This is a genomic window from Pseudomonas sp. BAY1663, assembly GCF_000582595.1.
Lineage (GTDB): Bacteria > Pseudomonadota > Gammaproteobacteria > Pseudomonadales > Pseudomonadaceae > Stutzerimonas > Stutzerimonas stutzeri_AF.
This window is the reverse complement of record NZ_AZSV01000080.1, coordinates 1-19,578: the sequence shown is the minus strand read 5'-3', so window position 1 is coordinate 19,578 and position 19,578 is coordinate 1. Positions and strand designations below refer to the sequence as shown.

Here is a 19,578-nt window from a genome sequence, read left to right as displayed (position 1 = left end):
CGCAGGCGCTTGAGGGCCAGCAGGCCGAGCCACGCCAGGCCCAGCGCCAGCATCACGGCGGCGGCCAGGCGTGGCAGGGCGGGGTTGTCCAGCGGCGCGGTGGCCAGGCTGCTGAACAGCAGGGCAGGGAACAGGATGAAGTAGTTGAGGCGTTCGGCACCGGGCCAGAAGGCGTCGCTGGGAAACTCGCGCAGGCGCAGGAAGTAGCCGGCGACGATCAGGCGAACAGGGGCCAGAGGGCAAGCAAGAGGGCGGTCACGGATACATCCAGCAATGCATGTGGAGCGAATCTTCGATGCTGGTAACGGCCAGTGCAAGTCTCCTTCCAGCATCCGGCGCATTCGCCATCGTTACGCCGGTCGGAATGCATTCAATCGAATAATGGCCAGGTGCTATCATGCTTTTGCCGAAACAGCGAGTTTCCTCCCGATGCGATATACCAACGAGCATTCTTCCGCAGAGGGGTTTCGCGACACGCCCTATGGCCGCCAGCTGCATGGCGGCTTTCGCCTGCTCAGGTTCACGTCGGCGCTGGAGCAGGAGTTTCGCCGCTATCTCGACCGCCATGCGCGAATCTCGCAACGCCTCGCTGCACTGCTGCTGATCGTCGCCGTCTCAGGCTATCTCTACTGCGAGCGCACGTTCTTCGATATCGCCGACACCGGCTGGCTGGGTACGCTGACCTTGCTGCGCAGCGTGCAGATCGCCCCCGGTGTCATCGTGCTGGTGCTGACGTTCTACAGCCGTGCCTTCCGGGCCCAGGCGAACCGGATCTTCCCGCTGCTGCTGGTGCTGATCGGCATCGTGGCCGCGCTGATCGACGTCCAGTTCGAGGCGCTCGAGTCGGCGTTGAATTTCCGTTACGGCGCCGGGCTGCTGATCGTCAGTTCGTTCTTCTTCCTCGGCGTGACCTTCTGGTGGGCACTGCTGTGCGCGCTGCTGATCGTGCTGGCGGATGTCTTGATGGCCAGTCTGATCCTGTCTTCGGAGCAGATGCCCGAGCACTGGATCGCGGTCAGCTACTACCTGTTGCTGCTGGTCATCGGCGCCATCAGCCGTTACGTTCACGAGTATTCCCAGCGCGACCAGTTCCTGATGCGCAAGCTGCTGGGCTGGGTCGCCGAGCACGATGCCCTGAGCGGCCTGGCGAACCGGCGCAGCCACGACCTGGCGTTGCGCCAGCGCATCGCCCAGGCGCGCCGGGATCGCCTGCCGCTGACCCTGCTGCTGCTCGACCTGGACGACTTCAAGGCCTACAACGATGCCCTCGGCCATCCGGCCGGCGATGCCCTGATCCGCACGTTCGGCGAACTGCTCGCCGGTTTCGCTCGGCGCCCGCTGGACCAGGCGGCGCGCGTCGGCGGCGAGGAATTCGCGTTGCTGCTCTACGACTGCGACAGCGCGGCGGCGCAACGCATCGCCCGGCAGCTGGTGACGGCGCTGGCGGCGCTCGATATCGCGCATCCGCGCGCCGCCCTGTCACGGGTGGGGGTCAGCATCGGTATCGCCACGCTGCAGGACGACCAGCAGGCCGAACAGCTTTATCACTGCGCCGATACGGCGCTGTACCGGGCCAAGACGACGGGCAAGAACCGCTTCGTCGTCGCCGACCGCCTGGCGTTCGCCTGAGGCGGTCATTCAGCGGCGCGGCAGTACCGGGCGGGTGCGGCCGCTGCCGTCGATGGCGACGAAGACGAACACCGCCTCGGTGACCTTGCGCCATTCGCTGGACAGCGGATCGTCGCTCCAGACCTCGACCAGCATGCGGATCGAGCTGCGGCCGACTTCCAGCGTCTGGGTATAGAAGGAAAGCTGTGCGCCGACCGCCACCGGCACCATGAAGGCCATACGGTCGATGGACACCGTGGCCACCCGTCCGGCGGCCACGCGGCTGGCCATGGCCGTACCGGCCAAGTCCATCTGCGAGACCAGCCAGCCGCCGTAGATGTCGCCGAAACCATTGGTCTCCCGCGGCAACGCGGTGAGCTGCAAGGCCAGGTCGCCCTGGGGGATCGGATCTTCCTGTTCGTATTCTTTCATCGGTCGGACTCGCGGCGATTGTTTTTCTGGCGCGAAAAGCCCGCGCTAGGGCGGGCGAAAGCCGAGTATAACGGCTGCTTGGCGGGGCAGCGACCGGCGCGGCGCCGTTTTGCTCGCCGTCACCAGATTGTCACATGGGTTTCATAGAGTGTTCATACGGCCTGCAGATACTGGCCCCCGTTCCAACACACTCGAGCACACACCTGCTAGGAGCAAGGTATGAAACTGAATCGTTTGATGGCGGCCCTGACCTTCGTTGCCGCTGGCGTGGGCGCTGCAAGCGCGGTGGCCGCGGTAGACCCGGCGCTGCCGAGCTATGAGAAGACGTCCGGTGTTTCCGGCAACCTCTCCAGCGTCGGTTCCGATTCGCTGGCCAACCTGATGACGCTGTGGGCCGAAGAGTTCAAGCGCAGCTATCCGAACGTCAATATCCAGATCCAGGCGGCCGGTTCCTCCACCGCACCGCCGGCGCTGACCGAAGGCACTTCCAACCTGGGCCCGATGAGCCGTCCGATGAAGGACAACGAGATCCAGGCCTTCGAAGAGAAATACGGCTACAAGCCGACCGCCGTACCGGTAGCCATCGACGCCCTGGCGGTGTTCGTGCACAAGGACAACCCGATCAAGTCCCTGGACATCGAGCAGGTCGACGCGATCTTCTCCAGCACCCGCCTGTGTGGTGGCGAGCAGGACATCAAGACCTGGGGCGAGCTGGGCCTGACCGGCGAGTGGGCGAGCAAGCCGATCCAGCTGTTCGGTCGCAACTCGGTATCCGGCACCTACGGCTACTTCAAGGAAGAAGCCCTGTGCAAGGGTGACTTCAAGTCCAACGTCAACGAGCAGCCGGGTTCGGCCTCGGTGGTGCAGTCGATTTCCAGCACCCTGAACGCCATCGGCTACTCGGGGATCGGCTACAAGACCTCCAGCGTCCGCGCCGTACCGCTGTCCAAGGGCGGCGAGGCCTTCGAAGCCAACGAAGAAAACGCCCTGGCTGGCAAGTTCCCGCTGGCGCGCTTCTTCTACGTCTACGTGAACAAGGCGCCGAACAAGCCGCTGAGCCCGATCGACACCGAGTTCCTCAAGCTGGTGCTGTCCAAGCAGGGCCAGGACGTCGTGGTCAAGGACGGTTACATCCCGCTGCCGAAGAAGGTGGTGGATAAGACGCTGCAGGACCTGGGTCTGTAAGACCTCGCACGGCCGGCGGCACAAGTGCCGGCCTCGCGCAGAGGCCCGCCACGCGATACGCGCTGGCGGGCTTCGGCGCGTCACCTCGCTGTAATTTTTCTGTCACACGGATTCACTAAATTAGGCGTCCCGAAGGGCCGCTCAGGCCCAGGAACCCTGGCATGAACGACATAGAGAACATGACCGCGAATTCCGATGTGCAACGGCTGGACTTCAACACGTCGTCGCTGAAGCGCAAACGCCGTATCCGGGCGCTGAAAGACCACCTGGCACGCTGGTACGTGTCCATCGGTGGGCTGGCCGTGCTGGGTGCCATCACCCTGATCTTCTTCTACCTGGCGCAGGTGGTCCTGCCGATGTTCCAGGGCGCCGAGCTGGAGGCCCGCGCGGCCCAGCAGCCGGCCTGGCTGGCCGAGGCCGGTGCGCCGCTGTTGCTGGCCATCGAGGAGCAGAACCAGGTCGCCCTGCGCCTGGGCGCCGACGGCCAGGCGCGCTTCTTCAGCCTGCGTGAGGGTACCTTGCTGTCGAGCCAGGCCCTGCCGCTGCCGGCCGGCAGCCATATCGTCTCGGTGGGCCAGGACACGCCCGGTACGCGCCGGCTGGTGCTGGGCCTGGACAATGGGCAGGCGCTGGTGGTCGAGCACAACTACAAGGTCAGCTACCCGAACAACCAGAAGACCATCACCCCCGAACTCGCCTATCCGTTCGGCAACGAGCCGCTGCAGCTCGACCCCGAAGGCCGTCCGATCGAGCGGGCGGCCATCAGCCTCAACGGCAAGACCCTGCTGGTCGCCGGTGCCACCGGTACCGCGCTGCACGCGCAGCGCATCAGCAGCAGCGAGAACCTGCTGACCGGCGAAGTGAGCCTGGAGCAGGAGCGCCTGGATCTGCCGCAGCTGGCCGAACCGATCCGCCAGCTACTGATCGATCCCCGCCATGCCTGGCTCTACGCCATCAGCGGCAGGTCCAGTGCGGATGTCTTCGACCTGCGCCGCAAGCAGCTCAACGGCCGCTACAAGCTGGTCGGCGACAGCCGCGAGATCACCAGCACCAGCCCGCTGCTGGGCGGCATCTCGCTGATGATCGGCGATTCCAAGGGCGGCATCGGCCAGTGGTTCATGGTGCGGGGCGCCGACGGCCAGGCCGAACTGAAGAACGTGCGCAACTTCAAGCTGGGCAGCAGCCCGATCCGCCAGATCCTGCCGGAAGAGCGTCGCAAGGGCTTTCTCGTCCTGGACGATGCCGGCAGCCTGGGCGTCTTCCACAGCACCGCGCACCGCACCCTGGTCCGGGAACAGGTCGCCGAGGGCGCCGCGCTGGCTGCCATGTCGCCGCGGGCGACCCGCCTGCTGGTGGAGTCCCAGCAGGGGCTGCAGCGCTTCGTGATCGACAACCCGCACCCGGAAATCTCCTGGAGCGCGCTGTGGGGCAAGGTCTGGTACGAGAGTTATCCCGAGCCCGACTACGTCTGGCAGTCGACCTCCGCCAACAGCGACTTCGAGCCCAAGCTGAGCCTCGCGCCGCTGGCCTTCGGCACGCTCAAGGCGGCGTTCTACGCGATGCTGCTGGCCGCGCCGCTGGCGATCTGTGCGGCGTTCTATACCGCCTACTTCATGGCACCGTCGCTGCGCAGCAAGGTCAAGCCGGTGATCGAGCTGATGGAGCGCTGCCGACGGTGATCCTCGCTTCTTCGCCGGCCTGTTCCTCGCACCGTTCCTGGAGAACCATTTGCCGGGCATCTTCAGCCTGCTGCTGCTGATGCCGCTGGGCATCCTCTTCGCCGCCTGGACCTGGAGCCGGCTGCCGCAGGGCGTGCGCCTGGCGATCCCGGATGGCTGGGAAGCGGTGCTGCTGATTCCGGTGATCCTGCTGGTCGGCTTCGGCTCGCTGGAAATCAGCGGCCACCTGGAGAACTGGTTCTTCGGCGGCGACATGCGCCTGTGGCTGTCCAACGAGATGGGCATCCCGTTCGACCAGCGCAACGCCCTGGTGATCGGCCTGGCGATGGGCTTCGCGGTGATCCCGACGATCTACTCGATCGCCGAGGACGCGGTGTTCAGCGTGCCCCGGAGCCTGACCCTCGGCTCGCTGGCGCTGGGTGCCACGCCCTGGCAGACACTGACCCGCGTGGTACTGCTGACCGCCAGCCCGGGCATCTTCTCGGCGCTGATGATCGGCATGGGCCGCGCGGTGGGCGAGACCATGATCGTGCTGATGGCCACCGGCAACACGCCGATCATGGAGGCGAACATCTTCGAGGGCATGCGCACCCTGGCCGCCAACGTCGCGGTGGAAATGCCCGAGTCCGAGGTGGGCAGCAGCCATTACCGCGTGCTGTTCCTCGCCGCCCTGGTGCTGCTGATGTTCACCTTCGTGATGAACACCCTGGCCGAGCTGATCCGCCAGCGCCTGCGCGGCAAATACGCCAGCCTGTAACCCGATTTCGCAAAAAGGTATCGATCCGTGAAAAAGGATTCGTTGAACACCTGGGTCAAGAGCGGCACACCCTGGATCTGGATGAACGCCGGCGCGGTGTCCATCGCGGTGATCATGACCCTGGGCCTGCTGGCGGTGATCGCCGTGCGCGGGCTGGCGCACTTCTGGCCGGCCGATGTGATCGTCGCCGAGTACCAGGTGCCCGGCAGCGAGCCGCGTCTGCTGGCCGGCGAAGTGGTGCAGGCCGAGGAAGTGCCGCGCGCGCGGCTGGCGGCCAGCGGCCTGCCGGTGAACGTCGAAGGCGGCGAGTTCATGACCCGCGAGCTGCTCAAGGTCGGCAACCGCGAAGTCTACGGGGCGGATTTCTCCTGGATCGTCGGCGAATGGCTGAGCGATTCGCGCAAGCCCGCCGACCTGATGGTCCTCGAGCGTCGCGAATGGGGCAATTTCTACGGCTACCTGCTGAATGTGAAGGAGGGTGGCCAGCTGGTCGCCGAGGGCGAGGGCGCCTGGGCCGAGCTGCAGCGGCGTATCGACCGCGTCGCCACGCTGTACGCGCAGATCTCGCGGGTCGAGAAGACCGACATCGGCCGCATCAACCACGGCCTCGAGCGGCTGCGCCTGAAGACCCGCAAGCTGGAGCTCGACGACCGCCTGGATGCTGCCGCCCAGGCGGAACTGGATGCCGAGCGCGCCCAGTGGGACGCCGAGTACCGGCTGCTGGAAGAGAAACTGGTCGCCCTGCAGCAGCAATTCAACCGCGACAGCATCGGCGTGCGTACCGCCGACGGCCGCGAGCAGGAGATCAGCCTGGGCAAGGTGGTGCGCGCCTTCCAGCCCAACGCCATGTCGACCCTGGACAAGCTGGGCTTCTACTTCGCCAAGCTGTGGGAATTCGTCAGCGACGACCCGCGCGAGGCCAATACCGAAGGTGGCGTGTTCCCGGCGATCTTCGGCACCGTGCTGATGACCCTGATCATGGCGGTGATCGTCACCCCGTTCGGCGTGATCGCCGCGGTCTACCTGCGCGAGTACGCCAAGCAGGGCCTGCTCACCCGGATCATCCGCATCGCGGTGAACAACCTCGCCGGGGTGCCGTCGATCGTCTACGGGGTGTTCGGCCTGGGCTTCTTCGTCTACGTGCTGGGCGGCTCGCTGGACCGGCTGTTCTATCCCGAAGCCGCGCCGGCGCCGGTATTCGGCACGCCGGGCCTGATGTGGGCCTCGCTGACCCTGGCGATCCTCACCCTGCCGGTGGTCATCGTCGCCACCGAGGAAGGCCTGGCGCGCATCCCGCGGATGATTCGCGAAGGCTCGCTGGCCCTCGGCGCGACCAAGTCCGAGACGCTGTGGAAAGTGGTGCTGCCGATGGCCAGCCCGGCGATGATGACCGGCCTGATCCTCGCCGTGGCCCGCGCCGCCGGCGAAGTGGCGCCGCTGATGCTGGTCGGCGTGGTCAAGCTGGCGCCGAACCTGCCGCTCAACGGCAACTACCCTTATCTGCATCTGGATCAGAAGATCATGCACCTGGGCTTCCATATCTACGACGTCGGCTTCCAGAGCCCCAACGTCGAGGCCGCGCGCCCGCTGGTCTACGCCACCGCGCTGCTGCTGGTACTGGTGATCGCCGCGCTCAATTTCAGCGCGATCTACATCCGCAACCACCTGCGCGAGAAGTACAAGGCGCTGGATCACTAATCGTTAGCTGGAAGCTAGAAGCTAGAAGCCTGAAGCTGGAAGCAAGAGCGCTTCGACTTCCAGCTTCAGGCTTTCAGCTTCAGGCTCTTCCCGGAGTGAGCACATGCAACCGAACACCCATGCCATCGACATTTCCGCGCTGGGCCGTGACAAGCGCAGCCTGGACCTGGCCACCGAGCAGGTAGCCATCGAGGTGCCCGACCTGAGCCTGTTCTATGGCCAGAAACAGGCGCTGTACAACGTCAGCATGAACATCCCCCGCCAGCGCGTGACCGCCTTCATCGGCCCCAGCGGCTGCGGCAAGTCGACCCTGCTGCGCTGCTTCAACCGCATGAACGACCTGGTCGATGGCTGCCGCATCGAGGGCGAGATCAACCTCGACGGCCACAACATCTACCGCAAGGGCGAGGACGTCGCCGACCTGCGCCGGCGCGTCGGCATGGTGTTCCAGAAGCCCAACCCGTTCCCCAAGAGCATCTACGAGAACGTCGTCTACGGCCTGCGCATCCAGGGCATCAAGCAGAAGCGCGTGCTCGACGAAACCGTCGAATGGGCGCTCAAGGGCGCGGCGCTGTGGGACGAGGTCAAGGATCGCCTGCACGAGTCGGCCCTCGGCCTCTCCGGCGGCCAGCAGCAGCGCCTGGTGATCGCCCGCACCATCGCCGTGCAGCCGGAAGTGCTGCTGCTCGACGAACCGAGTTCGGCACTCGACCCGATCTCCTCGCTCAAGGTCGAGGAGCTGATCTACGAGCTCAAGGCCAAGTACACCATCGTCATCGTCACCCACAACATGCAGCAGGCGGCGCGGGTGTCGGACTACACCGCGTTCATGTACATGGGCAAGCTGATCGAGTACGGCGATACCGATACGCTGTTCACCAACCCGGCCAAGAAGCAGACCGAAGACTACATCACGGGCCGCTACGGCTAGCCGGCCATGGCAAACCGCGCTGCGCGTTGTCGGCGGCGCTTGCCGTACTCGTTTGTACTGTCTGCGCGCCGCCTCCTAGCGCAGCACGCTTTGCCAAGGGCCGGCTCGTCCGGCGAGAGAACCACAGTTTCGCAAGGGCTCGATGATGATCAACAAAGACAGCCACACCCAACACATCTCCCAGCAGTTCAACGCCGAGCTGGAGGAGGTGCGCAGCCACCTGCTGGCCATGGGCGGGCTGGTGGAGAAGCAGGTCAACGACGCGGTCACCGCGCTGATCGAGGCCGACTCGGGCCTGGCCCAGCAAGTGCGCGAGGTGGATGACCAGATCAACCAGATGGAGCGCAACATCGACGAGGAATGCGTGCGCATCCTCGCCCGCCGCCAGCCGGCGGCCTCCGACCTGCGGCTGATCATCAGCATCTCCAAGTCGGTGATCGACCTCGAGCGCATCGGCGACGAGGCGACCAAGATCGCCCGCCGCGCCATCCAGCTGTGCGAGGAGGGCGAGTCGCCCAAGGGCTACGTCGAGGTGCGCCACATCGGCGACCAGGTGCGCAAGATGGTGCAGGAGTCGCTGGATGCCTTCGCCCGCTTCGATGCCGAGCTGGCGCTGTCGGTGGCGCAGTACGACAAGACCGTCGACCGCGAGTACAAGACCGCCCTGCGCGAGCTGGTCACCTACATGATGGAAGACCCGCGCTCGATCTCCCGCGTGCTCAGCGTGATCTGGGTGCTGCGCTCGCTCGAGCGCATCGGCGACCACGCGCGCAACATCGCCGAGCTGGTGATCTACCTGGTGCGCGGTACCGACGTGCGCCACCTGGGCCTGGCGCGCATGGCCGAGGAGGTCGAGGGCAGCAGGGAGCGCTGAAGTGCGGCTTGTTGCCATTGTACGGGGTGTAGGGTGCTATTTGCGTAGCGCCCTGTACACCTTCCTCAATAGATGTTCCGAAGCCAGATCGCGGAAGTCGCCATCGGCCATCAGACGGGTGAAGATTTCCTCGTTGCCTTCCATGCGGTCGATCACCAGCCCTTCGAAGGCTTTGCGGAACACATAGCCGAAGTCTTCCAGCGAGTTGGCATTGACCGCCTTTTCCAAGTCCTCGTTGGCGATGGCCTCGGCTTCGATCTGATCGAAGAACAGCTGATCCGCCTCGGTGAAGTTGGTGCCGAAGCGCTCGTTCAATGCCTTGACCAGCTCCGACAGTGGCACCTCCTCGTCGCCTGGCCGGCCGGTGCCGACATCGCTCGGGCCCTTTAGCGCGGTGGCTTCGCCTTGCGTCAGGTCGATGCTGCCCTCGCTGATCTTCTGCAGCCGGTAGTACTCCAGGGTGACCTCGTCGTCCACCTGGTAGCCCGGCCCGCTGGCATCGCGCGGCAGCTTGGTCAGCAGGAAGCGCAGGTAGGTGTACAGGCGCTCCAGTTCGGAATCCTGGTAGGGCATTACCTGAGAGAGGAAGCCATACAGGTTGCGGAAGTTGACCAGCAGCCCCTTGCACTCCAACTGCTCCTCCTCGTCGAGCCGCTTGAATCGCTCCACCGCCAGGTCGAGGATGCCGTTCATCCTGGCCTGGTCGTGCACGCTTTCCTTGCGCTTGCCGGCGAAGTACAGCGCGCAGTAGTCGCGTACCTCGTCGGCGTAGATCAGCTGCAGTTCTTCGATCTGATGCTGCAGGCGGTACAGGTGCTGTGGATCGGTCAGCGCCTCATAGGGCGTCTCGCCGTAATAGGGTTTGAACGCCGCGAAGATTTCCTCGGGCTTGTTGCGAAAATCCAGGACGAAGGTGTCTTCCTTGCCCGGCGCCATGCGATTGAGGCGCGACAGGGTCTGCACCGCCTGGATGCCGGAGAGCTTCTTGTCCACGTACATGGTGTGCAGCAGCGGTTGGTCGAATCCGGTTTGGTACTTCTCCGCCACCAGCAGCACTCGGTACTCCTCACCGGCGAAGGTCTCCGGCAGCTCGCGCTCGGAAATGCCGCCGTTCAGGCTCACTTCCGTGTAGGTCTTGTCCTTGAAGTCCGGGTCTTCCACGCTGCCGGAAAAAGCCACCAGGGATTTCACGTCGGTGTAGCCCTTGCTAGAGATATAGGCATCGAAGGCCAGCTTGTAGCGCACCGCGTGCAGGCGCGATTCGGTGACCACCATGGCCTTGGCCCGCTGGCCGATCTTGTGCCGCACATGGGTGCGGAAGTGCTCGACCATCACCTCGGTCTTCTGGTTGATGTTGTGCGGATTCAGGGTCAGGAAGCGCGCCAGGGCCAGCGCCGCCTTCTTGCGCTGCACCTGCGGGTCGTTGGCGGCGGACTGGGTCAGCTTGTAGTAGGTCTGGTAGGTGGTGTAGTGCGCCAGCACGTCGAGGATAAAGCGCTCCTCGATGGCCTGGCGCATGCCGTATTTGTGGAAGGGTGCCAGGCCGTTCGGCCCCGGCTCGTCGAACACATGCTTGGTCTTGTACTTGGGCGTGGCGGTGAAGGCATAGAAGCTGATATTGGCCTGCCGGCCGCGCTTGAGCATCTCACGCAGCACGCCGTCGTTCTCCTCGTCGGGGTTGTCTGCGCGATACTGCGCGGCGGCTTCCTCGATGCCGTGCCGGTTGAGCACGTACTTCATGTCCATCGCCGTTTCGCCGGACTGCGAGCTGTGCGCCTCGTCGATGATCACCGCATAGCGCTTGCCCTGGGTGCTGATCGCCAGGGCGTTGGGGTTGCCCTGCTGGTTGAGCTTCTCCAGGGTCTCGTTGACGAAGGGAAACTTCTGCAGCGTGGTGATGACGATCGGCGTGCCGCCGGCCAGCGCCTGCACCAGCTGCCTGGTGTCTTCGTCGATCTTCTGCACCACGCCCTGCTTGTGTTCGAACTGGTAGATGCAGTCCTGCAGCTGTTGATCCAGCACGCGGCGGTCGGTGATCACCACCACCGAGTCGAACACCTTGCCGTCGCCGGCGTCATGCAAGCTGGACAGGCGATGGGCCAGCCAGGCGATGGAGTTGGACTTGCCCGAGCCCGCCGAGTGCTCCACCAGGTAGTTGTGCCCGCTGCCATGGCTGCGGCTGTGGGTGATCAGCCGGCGTACCGCATCGAGCTGGTGGTAGCGCGGGAAGATCATGGTTTCCTTGCGGATTTTCTTGACCGCCCCATCGACGACGATGCGCTTCTCGTCCTCCTGCAGGTGCATGAACTGGCCGACGATATCCAGCAGGCTGTCGCGTTGCCACACCTCGCGCCACAGATAGCTGGTGCGGTAGCCGCCGTCGGCGGCCGGCGGGTTGCCGGCACCGGTTTCGGTCGAGGTGATCGGGCAGCCCAGGTTGAACGGCAGGAACACCGTCTTGCCGCCGGACAAGCGGGTGGTCATGAAGGCCAGGTCCTGATCCACGGCGAAATGCACCAGGGCGCGCTTCTTGAACTCGAACAGCTTCTCCTGCGGGTCGCGCTGGGTCTTGTACTGCAGCTTGGCGTCTTCGACGGTCTGGCCGGACAGCGCGTGCTTCAACTCGGCGGTAACGATGGGCAGGCCGTTGATGAACAGCACCAGATCCAGCGACTTGTTGTCCTTTTCGGAGAAGTACAGCTGGCGGGTCACCGATACGCGATTCTGCGTATAGAGCGCCAGGGTATCCGGGTTGAGGCCGTTGCTCGGCGCGAAGAAGGCCACCCGCAGTAGCTTGCCGTAACACTTGAAGCCGTGGCGCAGCACCTTGAGCATGCCCTTGGTATCCAACTCCTTGCACAGGCTGTCGAGCACCAGGCGCTGGCGCCTTCACCTTGGATGGCCTGCAATGCCTGCCATGCCTTGGGCTGAGTGCGTTGAATGAAGTCCAACACCTGGGCCGGCTCCATCGCGCGGGCGGAGTCGAAATCCTGGCTCTGGCCCTGGCTCAGCCCGGCCTCGTGCAGCAGGGAATACTCGATGGCGTCCTCGAATTGCGCTTCGCTGTGCTTCTTGGCCACGGTCGATCCTTCTGTGAGCTTGGTGGGTGCTTTCTTGCATAGCGCATGTGTAAGTCTGGCCGAGTGATCCTTAAATACATAAATACATATGTAAGGTTTTAAGGCGGTTTCTTACATATGGATTTCTGTGTGTAAGCCTGCCTGGGCTTTCAGGCCATAAAAAGGTCGAAGTAGCGCTGGAACAGGTACAGCCGGTTGCGTCCATAGCCAGTGGTTTCCACCAAAATGTCCAGACTTTCGAGTTGTTTCACCAGGGCAGCAGCGCTCGGATGCGTCACGTCGAGTATCTCCGAGACGTCGCCAATGCTGACCATGGGTCGCTGGTACAGGTGCAGCAGCAGTTTCTTGGCGTTTTCCGCTCGTTTGCCCAGGCTGAGGATCTGGTGTTCCACCTCATGGCGCAAGGTCATGATCGCCATGAAGGTGTTCTTGCTGCTGGTGGCCGTTTCCACCACGGCGGTCAGGAAGAAACGCAGCCAGTGCAGCAGGTCGTTGGAGCTGCGCACCACGGTCAGGGCGTCGTAATAGGCCCCGCGGTTGCGCTCGAAGAAGTCCGACAGGTACAGCGCCGGCTTGTGCAACAGGCCCTTGTCCACCAGATACAGGGTGATCAGCAGGCGGCCGATGCGGCCGTTGCCGTCGAGAAAGGGGTGGATGGTCTCGAACTGGTAATGGCTCAGGGCGATGCGGATCAGGTCCGGCACCTGCACCTGCTCGTTGTGCCAGAACTTCTCCAGGTCGCCCATCAGCTCGGGCACCTCGTTCGGATGCGGCGGCACGAACACGGCGTTGTTCAGGTTGCTGCCGCCAATCCAGTTCTGCGAGGTGCGAAATTCCCCCGGCATCTTATGATCGCCGCGCACACCCTGCATCAGTACCGCATGGGTCTGCTTGAGCACGCGGATGGACAACGGCAACTGCTTGAGGTCGTCGACGGCGGTATTGATCGCCTCGATATAGTTCTGCACCTCCTGCCAGTCGTCGCGCTTCTCCGGCGCCACCTGCTCGCGGCGCATCAGCGCCTCGTCCATCTGCGTCTGGGTGCCCTCGATGCGGCTGGAGGTGTTGGCCTCCTTGGCGATATGCATGCGGATGAACAAGTCCACGTCCGGCACCATCAGCGACAGCGCATTCAGCTCCGCCAGCGCCCGCGAGGCGCGCTCCAGCAATGTGTTGAGCTGCGGGTCGAGCCACTGCCATTCGCAGTTGATCGGCGTCGGCGAAAAGCTCTTGTACTGGTACTGCTGCAGCCACTGGCCGGAGCGGAACTGTTCGACTTGCATCAGGCGACTTCCTTGTCCTGTGCGGACTGTTCAAAAACTTCGGGTGCCTGCCAGTCGCGCACATCGATCTGGCCGGTAACGGCGGCGGTGATTAGGGCGGTGCGGTATTCCTGCAGCGCTTCGATTTCTCGAATGGCCAAATCACTCAGTCGGTTACAGCGCTTCATCTGTTGATGAATATGAAGGACGATTTCTTCCTGTTCTTCCAGCGGAGGCAAGATATGGCGAATGGATTTCAGATCGGCGAGAGAGAAACGCCCCCGAGTAGCTTCGACAGATACAAGCCTGACCAAGTGGCGACCGTATTCCGAGTTGAGTAGGAAACAGAGATATTCGGCATCTATAGTGCGCTTGTCGACTTTGATGCGAACCACGTCCTGGGTCACGATGCCACTTGGTTGACCTATTGGATAGACACAGGCATCGCCAGGCGGGTCGCCGACCTTTGCGAGCAGAATGTCACCACCATCAACACGACAAAAAACCAGTTGCTTGGCTTTTTCTTCTGTTACGTACTTGTCGGATTTTCTCTGGAATCCAGTTTCCTTTACATCGCCCGAGTAAATGACAGGTACACCTTCATCGACCAATTCGGTGGTCAAGAGATCGCTACCAAAGGGGCCATTTACAAAGCTATTTCGGTCATCTGTAGAGAGGAAGTTCAGCTTGTAATTATTTTTCCAGTGTTTAGGGACACCGCCAAGCCAGTCTTGGGTACAAGGCCCAGCCAATGCTTGGGCATTAACGCCTCTAGTAACTGCCATTGTGATAATCGAGATTCGCTGCTCGTGGAGCTTTTCGATTAGCTCCTGCTTTTTCTCGATCAGGCGGTCGATTTGTACGGTTTTATGGTCGAGAAATTCAGCAATTTTTATCTGCTCTACTAGCACGGGAATACATATGCGGACATTCTTTGTGCCTATGCTTGTTAAACCAAATCGTGTTACGCCATTCGCGGCCGAGGTGAATTGGTAAGCGCCGGTGAGTGCCTGAAGGCTGTAGTAGAGAAAACTACCGGATATTGTTTCTTGCGGTCTGATGATGGTCAGGTGGTAACTGCACAGCAAGTCTTCCGCACTCTCCGTTACTAGTGCGGGGACGCCGATATCATGGGGTGACTCTGAGTCCTTTGTGATAATCACATCGCTCGGCTGTAAGCGGAATTTTTTAATCTCAGCATTGCTGGCAGTGGCTATCATGAACTCAAGTGAGTTGTTAATTTCTTTATTTTTATAAACATCTACGTAGTTGCAGAGCCTCACTATCTCCTGATCGTCCAGGCTCTTCTTGTCGACATTGCTAGTTATCAGCTCCGCAATATCATTTAGCCGGTGCGTTTCCCAGTGACTTGGGATTCGTCCAAAAACATCAAGACCTGACTCTTGATATTGCGAATACGCCCTATACCCCATCAAACCACCTCACTCAGCATGGCCATAATCTCGCCTTCCAGCGCCTTGATCTCCGCCTCGATCTCAGCCAACGGGCGCGGGGCTTCGTACTCATAGAAGTGGCGATTGAAGGGAATTTCGTAACCGACCTTGGTCTTGTCGAAGTCGATCCAGGCATCCGGACGGTAGGGCAGCACTTCGCGGGCCAGATAGTCCTGGCAGTGCTGGCGCACCCGCTTGAGCAGCGCGCTCTTGTCCACCTTGCCCTTGTTGGCGTTGCTTTCGTAATCCAACGGCAGGGGCAGGGCGATATCGGTGGGCAGGCTGACATTCTCGGTGTCGCGCAGGTCGGCATCCGGCTCGGGATTGCCTTTGGCGTCCAGGCAAATGTCGGCTTCGGGGTCCTGCTCGCCCAGGGCACCCTTGGCCAGCAAGGCCTTTCTCAGCGGCGCGCTCCAGCCGATATCGCTGCTCTTGAAGGCGGCTTTCAACAGCTTCTCGAACTCGTCGCGGTTACGGATCACTTCGCTTGCGGCGAAGCGCGGTTTGAGCCCTTCGAGAATGGCGAGGATTTTCGCCTGCTGGGCCTTGCCGGCGGCGATTTCCGCGGCGCTGGCGGCCAGGTCCTTGCGCTTCTTGCTGCTGGCCAGGCCGGCAAAGAAGCTGCCTTCCCTGACCTGCTGGATACGCGCATCGGTAATGGCGAAGTTAAGGCGCAGCGGGCGCTCGACGGTGATCTTCAGGTAGCCGAAGTCGCGGTTGTCGAGAATCCTGCTGACCAGCACGCTCTTGTTCGGATCACGCTTCTTCTTGCGGTCCGGCTCGATATTGGTCTGGATCTCATTGATGCGCAGGCGCTGGTCGTGCTGGAACTCGCCATGGATGCGGGTCAGCGCGTCGATATGGTTGGGCTCGAAGCCGCCGTTCTGGCTTTCGCCTTCGCCGAGCTTCTTGCGCTTGTCGCCCAGGCTCTTCTTCATCTTCCAGGCGAAGTCGGCAGCGTTGATCAGCTGCACCTTGCCCTTGCGCTTGGCGCTCTTGCGGTTGCTGACGATCCAGATATAGGTGGAGATGCCGGTGTTGTAAAACAGCTGGTCGGGCAGGCCGACCACGGCCTCCAGCCAGTCGTTCTCGATGATCCAGCGGCGGATATTGCTCTCGCCACTGCCGGCGTCGCCGGTAAACAGCGGCGAGCCGTTGAACACCACGGCGATGCGCGAGCCTGCACCCGGTTCGCCGCCTTCGACCTCGCTCGGCACGCGCTTGCTGAGCATATGCTGAAGGAACAGCAGGGCGCCGTCGTTGATGCGCGGCAGGCCGGCGCCGAAGCGGCCGTTGAAGCCGAGCTTGTTGTGCTCCTGGGTGACATAGTCCTGCTCGGGCTTCCATTCCACGCCGAAGGGCGGATTGGCCAGCATGTAGTGGAAGGTCTCGTCGGGGTGGCCGTCGCCGTCGACTATGCCTTCGCGGTTACGGCCTGTGCCCAGCGTGTCGCCGAAGACGATGTGGTTGGTGTCTTCGGCCTTGATCATCAGGTCGGAGCCGCAGATGGCGAAGGACTCCGGGTTGTATTCCTGGCCGTAGAGCCTGACGTCCGCTCGCGGGTTTTCGGCGAGGATGTACTTTTCCGACTCCGACAGCATGCCGCCGGTGCCGCAGGTCGGGTCGTAGATGCGCAGGTGCTTGCCTTCGGCGTAGACCTCTTCCTGGCCGTTGAACAGCAGGTTGACCATCAGCTTGATCACTTCGCGGGGGGTGAAGTGGTCCCCCGCTTCCTCGTTGGCCTGTTCGTTGAAGCGCCGCACCAGGTCTTCGAAGATGTAACCCATGGCCATATTGGGTACGCGGCCGGGATGCAGGTCGATGGCGGCGACGGCCTTGATCACTTCGAACAGACGGTTGGCGTCTTCAAGCTTCTCGATCTCGATGCCGAAGTTGAACTTGTCGAGGATCTTGCGCGCCTTGCTGGAGAAGCCGGCGAGGTAGTTGATGAGGTTGCGCGCCAGATTGTTCGGGTCGGCCAGCAGCTTTTTGAAGGTGAATTCGCTGGTGTTGTAGAAGTTTAGGTCGAACTTGCGGCAAATCATCTTCTCGATCAGTTCGTCGCTGAACTTGTCGGTGGTCTTCAGCAGCTTGTATTCCGCCAGAACCTTGTCCTTGCTGGCCTCCAGCACGCAATCCAGGCGTCGCAGCACGGTCAGCGGAATCATCACCCGACGATATTGCGGTGGGCGGTAGGGGCCGCGCAGCAGGTTGGCGATGTCCCAGATGAAGTCGCTGTGTTTCTTGAAGAGTTCCTGGTGTTCCACTGCTGATCCTTGGGGGCCTTAAAGCAAACGATGGAGTTTATGCTGCCGAACGACCTTGTGCACGGGGGCTAGCGCCGGCGCCAGCGCCTCGCTCAGATAATCGATCAGCACCCGCAGCTTCGGCGGCAGGTGGCGGTTCTGCCGCCACAGTAGCCAGGCCGCGCCCTGGTACGAGCCGGTGTAGCGCCACTCGGGCAACACCTCGCGCAGGCGGCCGTCGGCCAGCGCGGCGGCGGCGGTGAAGTGCGGCAGGCAGGTGATACCCAGGTGGGCCAGCGCCACCTGTAGCCGCGCCTCGCTATGGTTGCTGATATAGCGGCCGCGCACCGTCACCACTTCCTGCCGTTCGCCGCGGCGCAGATGCCAGCGGTTGTCGCCGGCGCTTTCTCCCAGATACAGGCAACTATGGCGCAGCAGATCCTGCGGGTGCTGCGGCTCGCCGTGCCGTTGCAGGTAGTCGGGGCTGGCGCAGAGCAGCTGGCGCACCGGTTCGAGCGGCTTGCCGGCCAGGCCGGCGGGCGGCTGGTCGGTGACCTGCACCAGCAGGTCGAAACCCTCCTCGATCAGGTCCGGGCTGCGGTCGTCGATCCGCAGCTGCACGTCGACGTCCGGGTAGCGCTGCAGAAACCCCGGCATCAGCGGGCTGACGACGAACTTGCCATAGGCCTTCGGCACGCTGAGGCGCACCAGCCCGCGCGGGCTGCGCATCAGCCGCTCGCCGATGGCCATGGCGGCCTCGGCCGCTTCCAGCATGGCCCGGCAATGCTGATAGAACTGCGCTCCCGCCTCGTTCAGCCGCAGCTGGCGGGTGGTGCGTTCGAGCAGGCGTAGCGCCAGCGCCTGCTCCAGCCTCGCCACCTGCCGGCTCACTGCCGAGGGCGTGCTGCCCAGCAGGCGCGCCGCGGCGGAGAAGCTACCGGCCTCGACCACGCGGACGAAGACCGCCATGTAGGGCAGCAGGGCTGCGTTGTCATTCGTTCCCATGTGGAACAGGTCCTGTGCTGTTTCGCTGGATTATCGATTGAGGCGCCAAGATCGACAATCGGCGCCCGATGGTTGCAACGAGGGTATTGGAATGAAAGGCGCAACGAAGCAAGGACTGTGGCTGGCCGATGGCATGCTGCTGATGGTGGCGCTGATCTGGGGCAGCAGCTACGCGGTGGCCAAGCAAGCGCTGCTGTTCTACCCGGTGCTGGGCTTCCTGGCGATCCGCTTCGGCCTGACCTTCATCCTGCTGTTGCCGCAGCTGCGCGGCGCCGGCCGCCGGGCGCTGCGGCCGGGGCTGCCGCTGGGGCTGGTGATGCTGGCGATCTTTCTCTGCGAGACCTGGGGCGTGCTGCTGACCAGCGCCAGCAATGCCGCCTTTCTGATCAGCCTGTGCGTGGTGATCACGCCGTTCATGGAGTGGCTGTTGCTGCGCCAGCGGCCGCACAACGTGCTGTTCTTCGCCTGTGCGCTGTCGCTGGCGGGTGTCTGGCTGCTGACCGGCGGTCCGCAACTGTCGCTCAATCTCGGCGATGCGCTGATGCTCGCCGCGGCGCTGTTGCGCGCGATGCTGGTCTGCCTGACCCGACGGTTCACGGCCGGCCAGTCGATTTCGGCGCTGGCGCTGACCGCCGTGCAGAGCGGGGTGGTCGCAACGGGCTGCATCCTGCTCGGCTTGTCGCTGCCGGGCGGGCTGCCGGCGCCGCCAGCGGAACCGGCGTTCTGGTTCGGCACGCTGTATCTGGTGCTGTTCGCCACGTTGTTCGCCCTGTATGCGCAGAATCTCGCGCTGGGGCGCAGCAGCGCGACGCGGGTGTCGCTGCTGATGGGCTCCGAGCCACTGTTCGGCGCACTCATCGCCGGGCTCTGGCTGGGCGAGCGGCTGGCGCCGATGGGCTGGGCGGGCGGCCTGCTGATCATGCTGGCGACGGCATGGACACTGCACTCCGGCCGGGCGGCGCCGACCAGGCCCGCCGCTGACATCGACGACGGCGTGGCGACGCGGGCCTGAGCGTAGGTTGGGTTGAGCGAAGCCCAACGAGCAAGGTTCCCGGCGATACAGCCGTTGCGGCGTGACTTTCGGCATAAGCGATGCCTGCGGGGTCGCGGGCATACCGGAGTGTTGGGCTTCGGCGCCATGCACCTCAACCGCAACCTACGGTGATGGGCTCAGCGCACGCCGAGACCCGCGCGATGGTTCACTCCTGGCGCAGTTCTGCCTGCAATGCATCCAGCGCCGCCTGGCGCTCGGCGTCCTGCAGGCGGGCGGCGGGGTTGAGCGCCGACCACTCGGGGTGGGCGCGGCAGCGTTGCAGGGCTTCCGGCAGGCTGCCTTCGCGCCAGTTGCGGTCCTGCGGCGTGCCCAG

Annotated in this window: 12 protein-coding genes and 3 pseudogenes; 7 read left to right on the top strand and 8 right to left on the bottom strand. The window is 63.3% G+C overall.

The features are described 5' to 3' along the window. Nucleotides 1–259 (bottom strand): annotated as a pseudogene (locus tag BAY1663_RS18275) (AEC family transporter); the annotation flags it as partial. Nucleotides 260–429: 170 nt separating this feature from the next. Between BAY1663_RS18275 and BAY1663_RS18270 the strand changes: the two are divergent. Next, nucleotides 430–1,629 carry a diguanylate cyclase gene (locus BAY1663_RS18270; RefSeq protein ID WP_037043448.1) on the top strand — a complete coding sequence of 400 codons (1,200 nt, stop codon included), beginning with the start codon at nt 430–432 and terminating at the stop codon, nt 1,627–1,629. 9 nt (nt 1,630–1,638) lie between these two features. Here the strand turns inward: BAY1663_RS18270 and BAY1663_RS18265 are convergent, their stop codons facing one another. After that, nucleotides 1,639–2,040 (bottom strand): acyl-CoA thioesterase, encoded by a 402-nt coding sequence (locus BAY1663_RS18265; RefSeq protein WP_037043447.1) that lies wholly within the window; start codon nt 2,038–2,040, stop codon nt 1,639–1,641. Between the two features lie 219 nt (nt 2,041–2,259). On the opposite strand from BAY1663_RS18265, the gene BAY1663_RS18260 reads away from it, so the two are divergent. The 5 genes and pseudogenes from BAY1663_RS18260 to phoU all read left to right on the top strand — a co-directional run bounded on the left by BAY1663_RS18260 (nt 2,260) and on the right by phoU (nt 9,164). Further along, entirely contained in the window at nt 2,260–3,225 is a 966-nt protein-coding gene (locus BAY1663_RS18260) for a PstS family phosphate ABC transporter substrate-binding protein (protein ID WP_037043445.1), read from the top strand. 161 nt (nt 3,226–3,386) lie between these two features. After that, nucleotides 3,387–5,661 (top strand): annotated as a pseudogene (locus BAY1663_RS18255) (ABC transporter permease subunit). 81 nt (nt 5,662–5,742) lie between these two features. Continuing rightward, the gene (gene pstA / locus BAY1663_RS18250; protein WP_164838472.1) at nt 5,743–7,359 is read left to right on the top strand and encodes a phosphate ABC transporter permease PstA; all 1,617 of its coding nucleotides are present in this window, start codon (nt 5,743–5,745) and stop codon (nt 7,357–7,359) included. Nucleotides 7,360–7,462: 103 nt separating this feature from the next. Further along, nucleotides 7,463–8,290 (top strand): phosphate ABC transporter ATP-binding protein PstB, encoded by an 828-nt coding sequence (gene pstB / locus BAY1663_RS18245; protein WP_037043442.1) that lies wholly within the window; start codon nt 7,463–7,465, stop codon nt 8,288–8,290. 145 nt (nt 8,291–8,435) lie between these two features. Continuing rightward, nucleotides 8,436–9,164: a phosphate signaling complex protein PhoU gene (gene phoU / locus BAY1663_RS18240; RefSeq protein ID WP_037043456.1), complete on the top strand. Its 729-nt coding sequence runs from the start codon at nt 8,436–8,438 to the stop codon at nt 9,162–9,164. Nucleotides 9,165–9,200: 36 nt separating this feature from the next. Here phoU and BAY1663_RS18235 read toward each other — a convergent pair whose 3' ends face one another. The 5 genes from BAY1663_RS18235 to BAY1663_RS18215 all read right to left on the bottom strand — a co-directional run bounded on the left by BAY1663_RS18235 (nt 9,201) and on the right by BAY1663_RS18215 (nt 18,211). After that, nucleotides 9,201–12,038, bottom strand: coding sequence for a type I restriction endonuclease subunit R (locus tag BAY1663_RS18235; protein ID WP_218186687.1), 2,838 nt, complete (start codon nt 12,036–12,038; stop codon nt 9,201–9,203). Nucleotides 12,039–12,393: 355 nt separating this feature from the next. Further along, nucleotides 12,394–13,527, bottom strand: coding sequence for a Fic family protein (locus BAY1663_RS18230; protein WP_037043440.1), 1,134 nt, complete (start codon nt 13,525–13,527; stop codon nt 12,394–12,396). Then, the gene (locus tag BAY1663_RS23095; RefSeq protein WP_051497183.1) at nt 13,527–14,939 is read right to left on the bottom strand and encodes a restriction endonuclease subunit S; all 1,413 of its coding nucleotides are present in this window, start codon (nt 14,937–14,939) and stop codon (nt 13,527–13,529) included. The genes BAY1663_RS18230 and BAY1663_RS23095 overlap by 1 nt, the downstream gene beginning before the upstream one ends. After that, nucleotides 14,939–17,227, bottom strand: a complete 2,289-nt coding sequence (locus tag BAY1663_RS18220) for a class I SAM-dependent DNA methyltransferase (RefSeq protein ID WP_037043427.1) — start codon at nt 17,225–17,227, stop codon at nt 14,939–14,941. Before BAY1663_RS18220 ends, BAY1663_RS23095 begins: the two co-directional genes overlap by 1 nt. Nucleotides 17,228–17,245: 18 nt before the next feature. Continuing rightward, the gene (locus BAY1663_RS18215) at nt 17,246–18,211 is read right to left on the bottom strand and encodes a LysR family transcriptional regulator (protein WP_051497182.1); all 966 of its coding nucleotides are present in this window, start codon (nt 18,209–18,211) and stop codon (nt 17,246–17,248) included. Nucleotides 18,212–18,302: 91 nt separating this feature from the next. Here BAY1663_RS18215 and BAY1663_RS18210 point away from each other — a divergent pair, with 91 nt between their 5' ends. Further along, nucleotides 18,303–19,223 carry a DMT family transporter gene (locus tag BAY1663_RS18210; RefSeq protein ID WP_037043425.1) on the top strand — a complete coding sequence of 307 codons (921 nt, stop codon included), beginning with the start codon at nt 18,303–18,305 and terminating at the stop codon, nt 19,221–19,223. Nucleotides 19,224–19,410: 187 nt separating this feature from the next. On the opposite strand, the pseudogene BAY1663_RS25445 reads toward BAY1663_RS18210, so the two are convergent. Further along, nucleotides 19,411–19,578 (bottom strand): annotated as a pseudogene (locus BAY1663_RS25445) (DUF3482 domain-containing protein); the annotation flags it as partial.

What these genes read in the sequence shown, in the direction of transcription:
- BAY1663_RS18270 (WP_037043448.1), top strand. Translation starts at nt 430, where the DNA reads ATGCGATATACCAACGAGCATTCTTCCGCAGAGGGGTTTCGCGACACG.
- BAY1663_RS18265 (WP_037043447.1), bottom strand. Translation starts at nt 2,040, where the DNA reads ATGAAAGAATACGAACAGGAAGATCCGATCCCCCAGGGCGACCTGGCC.
- BAY1663_RS18260 (WP_037043445.1), top strand. Translation starts at nt 2,260, where the DNA reads ATGAAACTGAATCGTTTGATGGCGGCCCTGACCTTCGTTGCCGCTGGC.
- pstA (WP_164838472.1), top strand. Translation starts at nt 5,743, where the DNA reads ATGAACGCCGGCGCGGTGTCCATCGCGGTGATCATGACCCTGGGCCTG.
- pstB (WP_037043442.1), top strand. Translation starts at nt 7,463, where the DNA reads ATGCAACCGAACACCCATGCCATCGACATTTCCGCGCTGGGCCGTGAC.
- phoU (WP_037043456.1), top strand. Translation starts at nt 8,436, where the DNA reads ATGATCAACAAAGACAGCCACACCCAACACATCTCCCAGCAGTTCAAC.
- BAY1663_RS18230 (WP_037043440.1), bottom strand. Translation starts at nt 13,527, where the DNA reads ATGCAAGTCGAACAGTTCCGCTCCGGCCAGTGGCTGCAGCAGTACCAG.
- BAY1663_RS23095 (WP_051497183.1), bottom strand. Translation starts at nt 14,939, where the DNA reads ATGGGGTATAGGGCGTATTCGCAATATCAAGAGTCAGGTCTTGATGTT.
- BAY1663_RS18215 (WP_051497182.1), bottom strand. Translation starts at nt 18,211, where the DNA reads ATGGGAACGAATGACAACGCAGCCCTGCTGCCCTACATGGCGGTCTTC.
- BAY1663_RS18210 (WP_037043425.1), top strand. Translation starts at nt 18,303, where the DNA reads ATGAAAGGCGCAACGAAGCAAGGACTGTGGCTGGCCGATGGCATGCTG.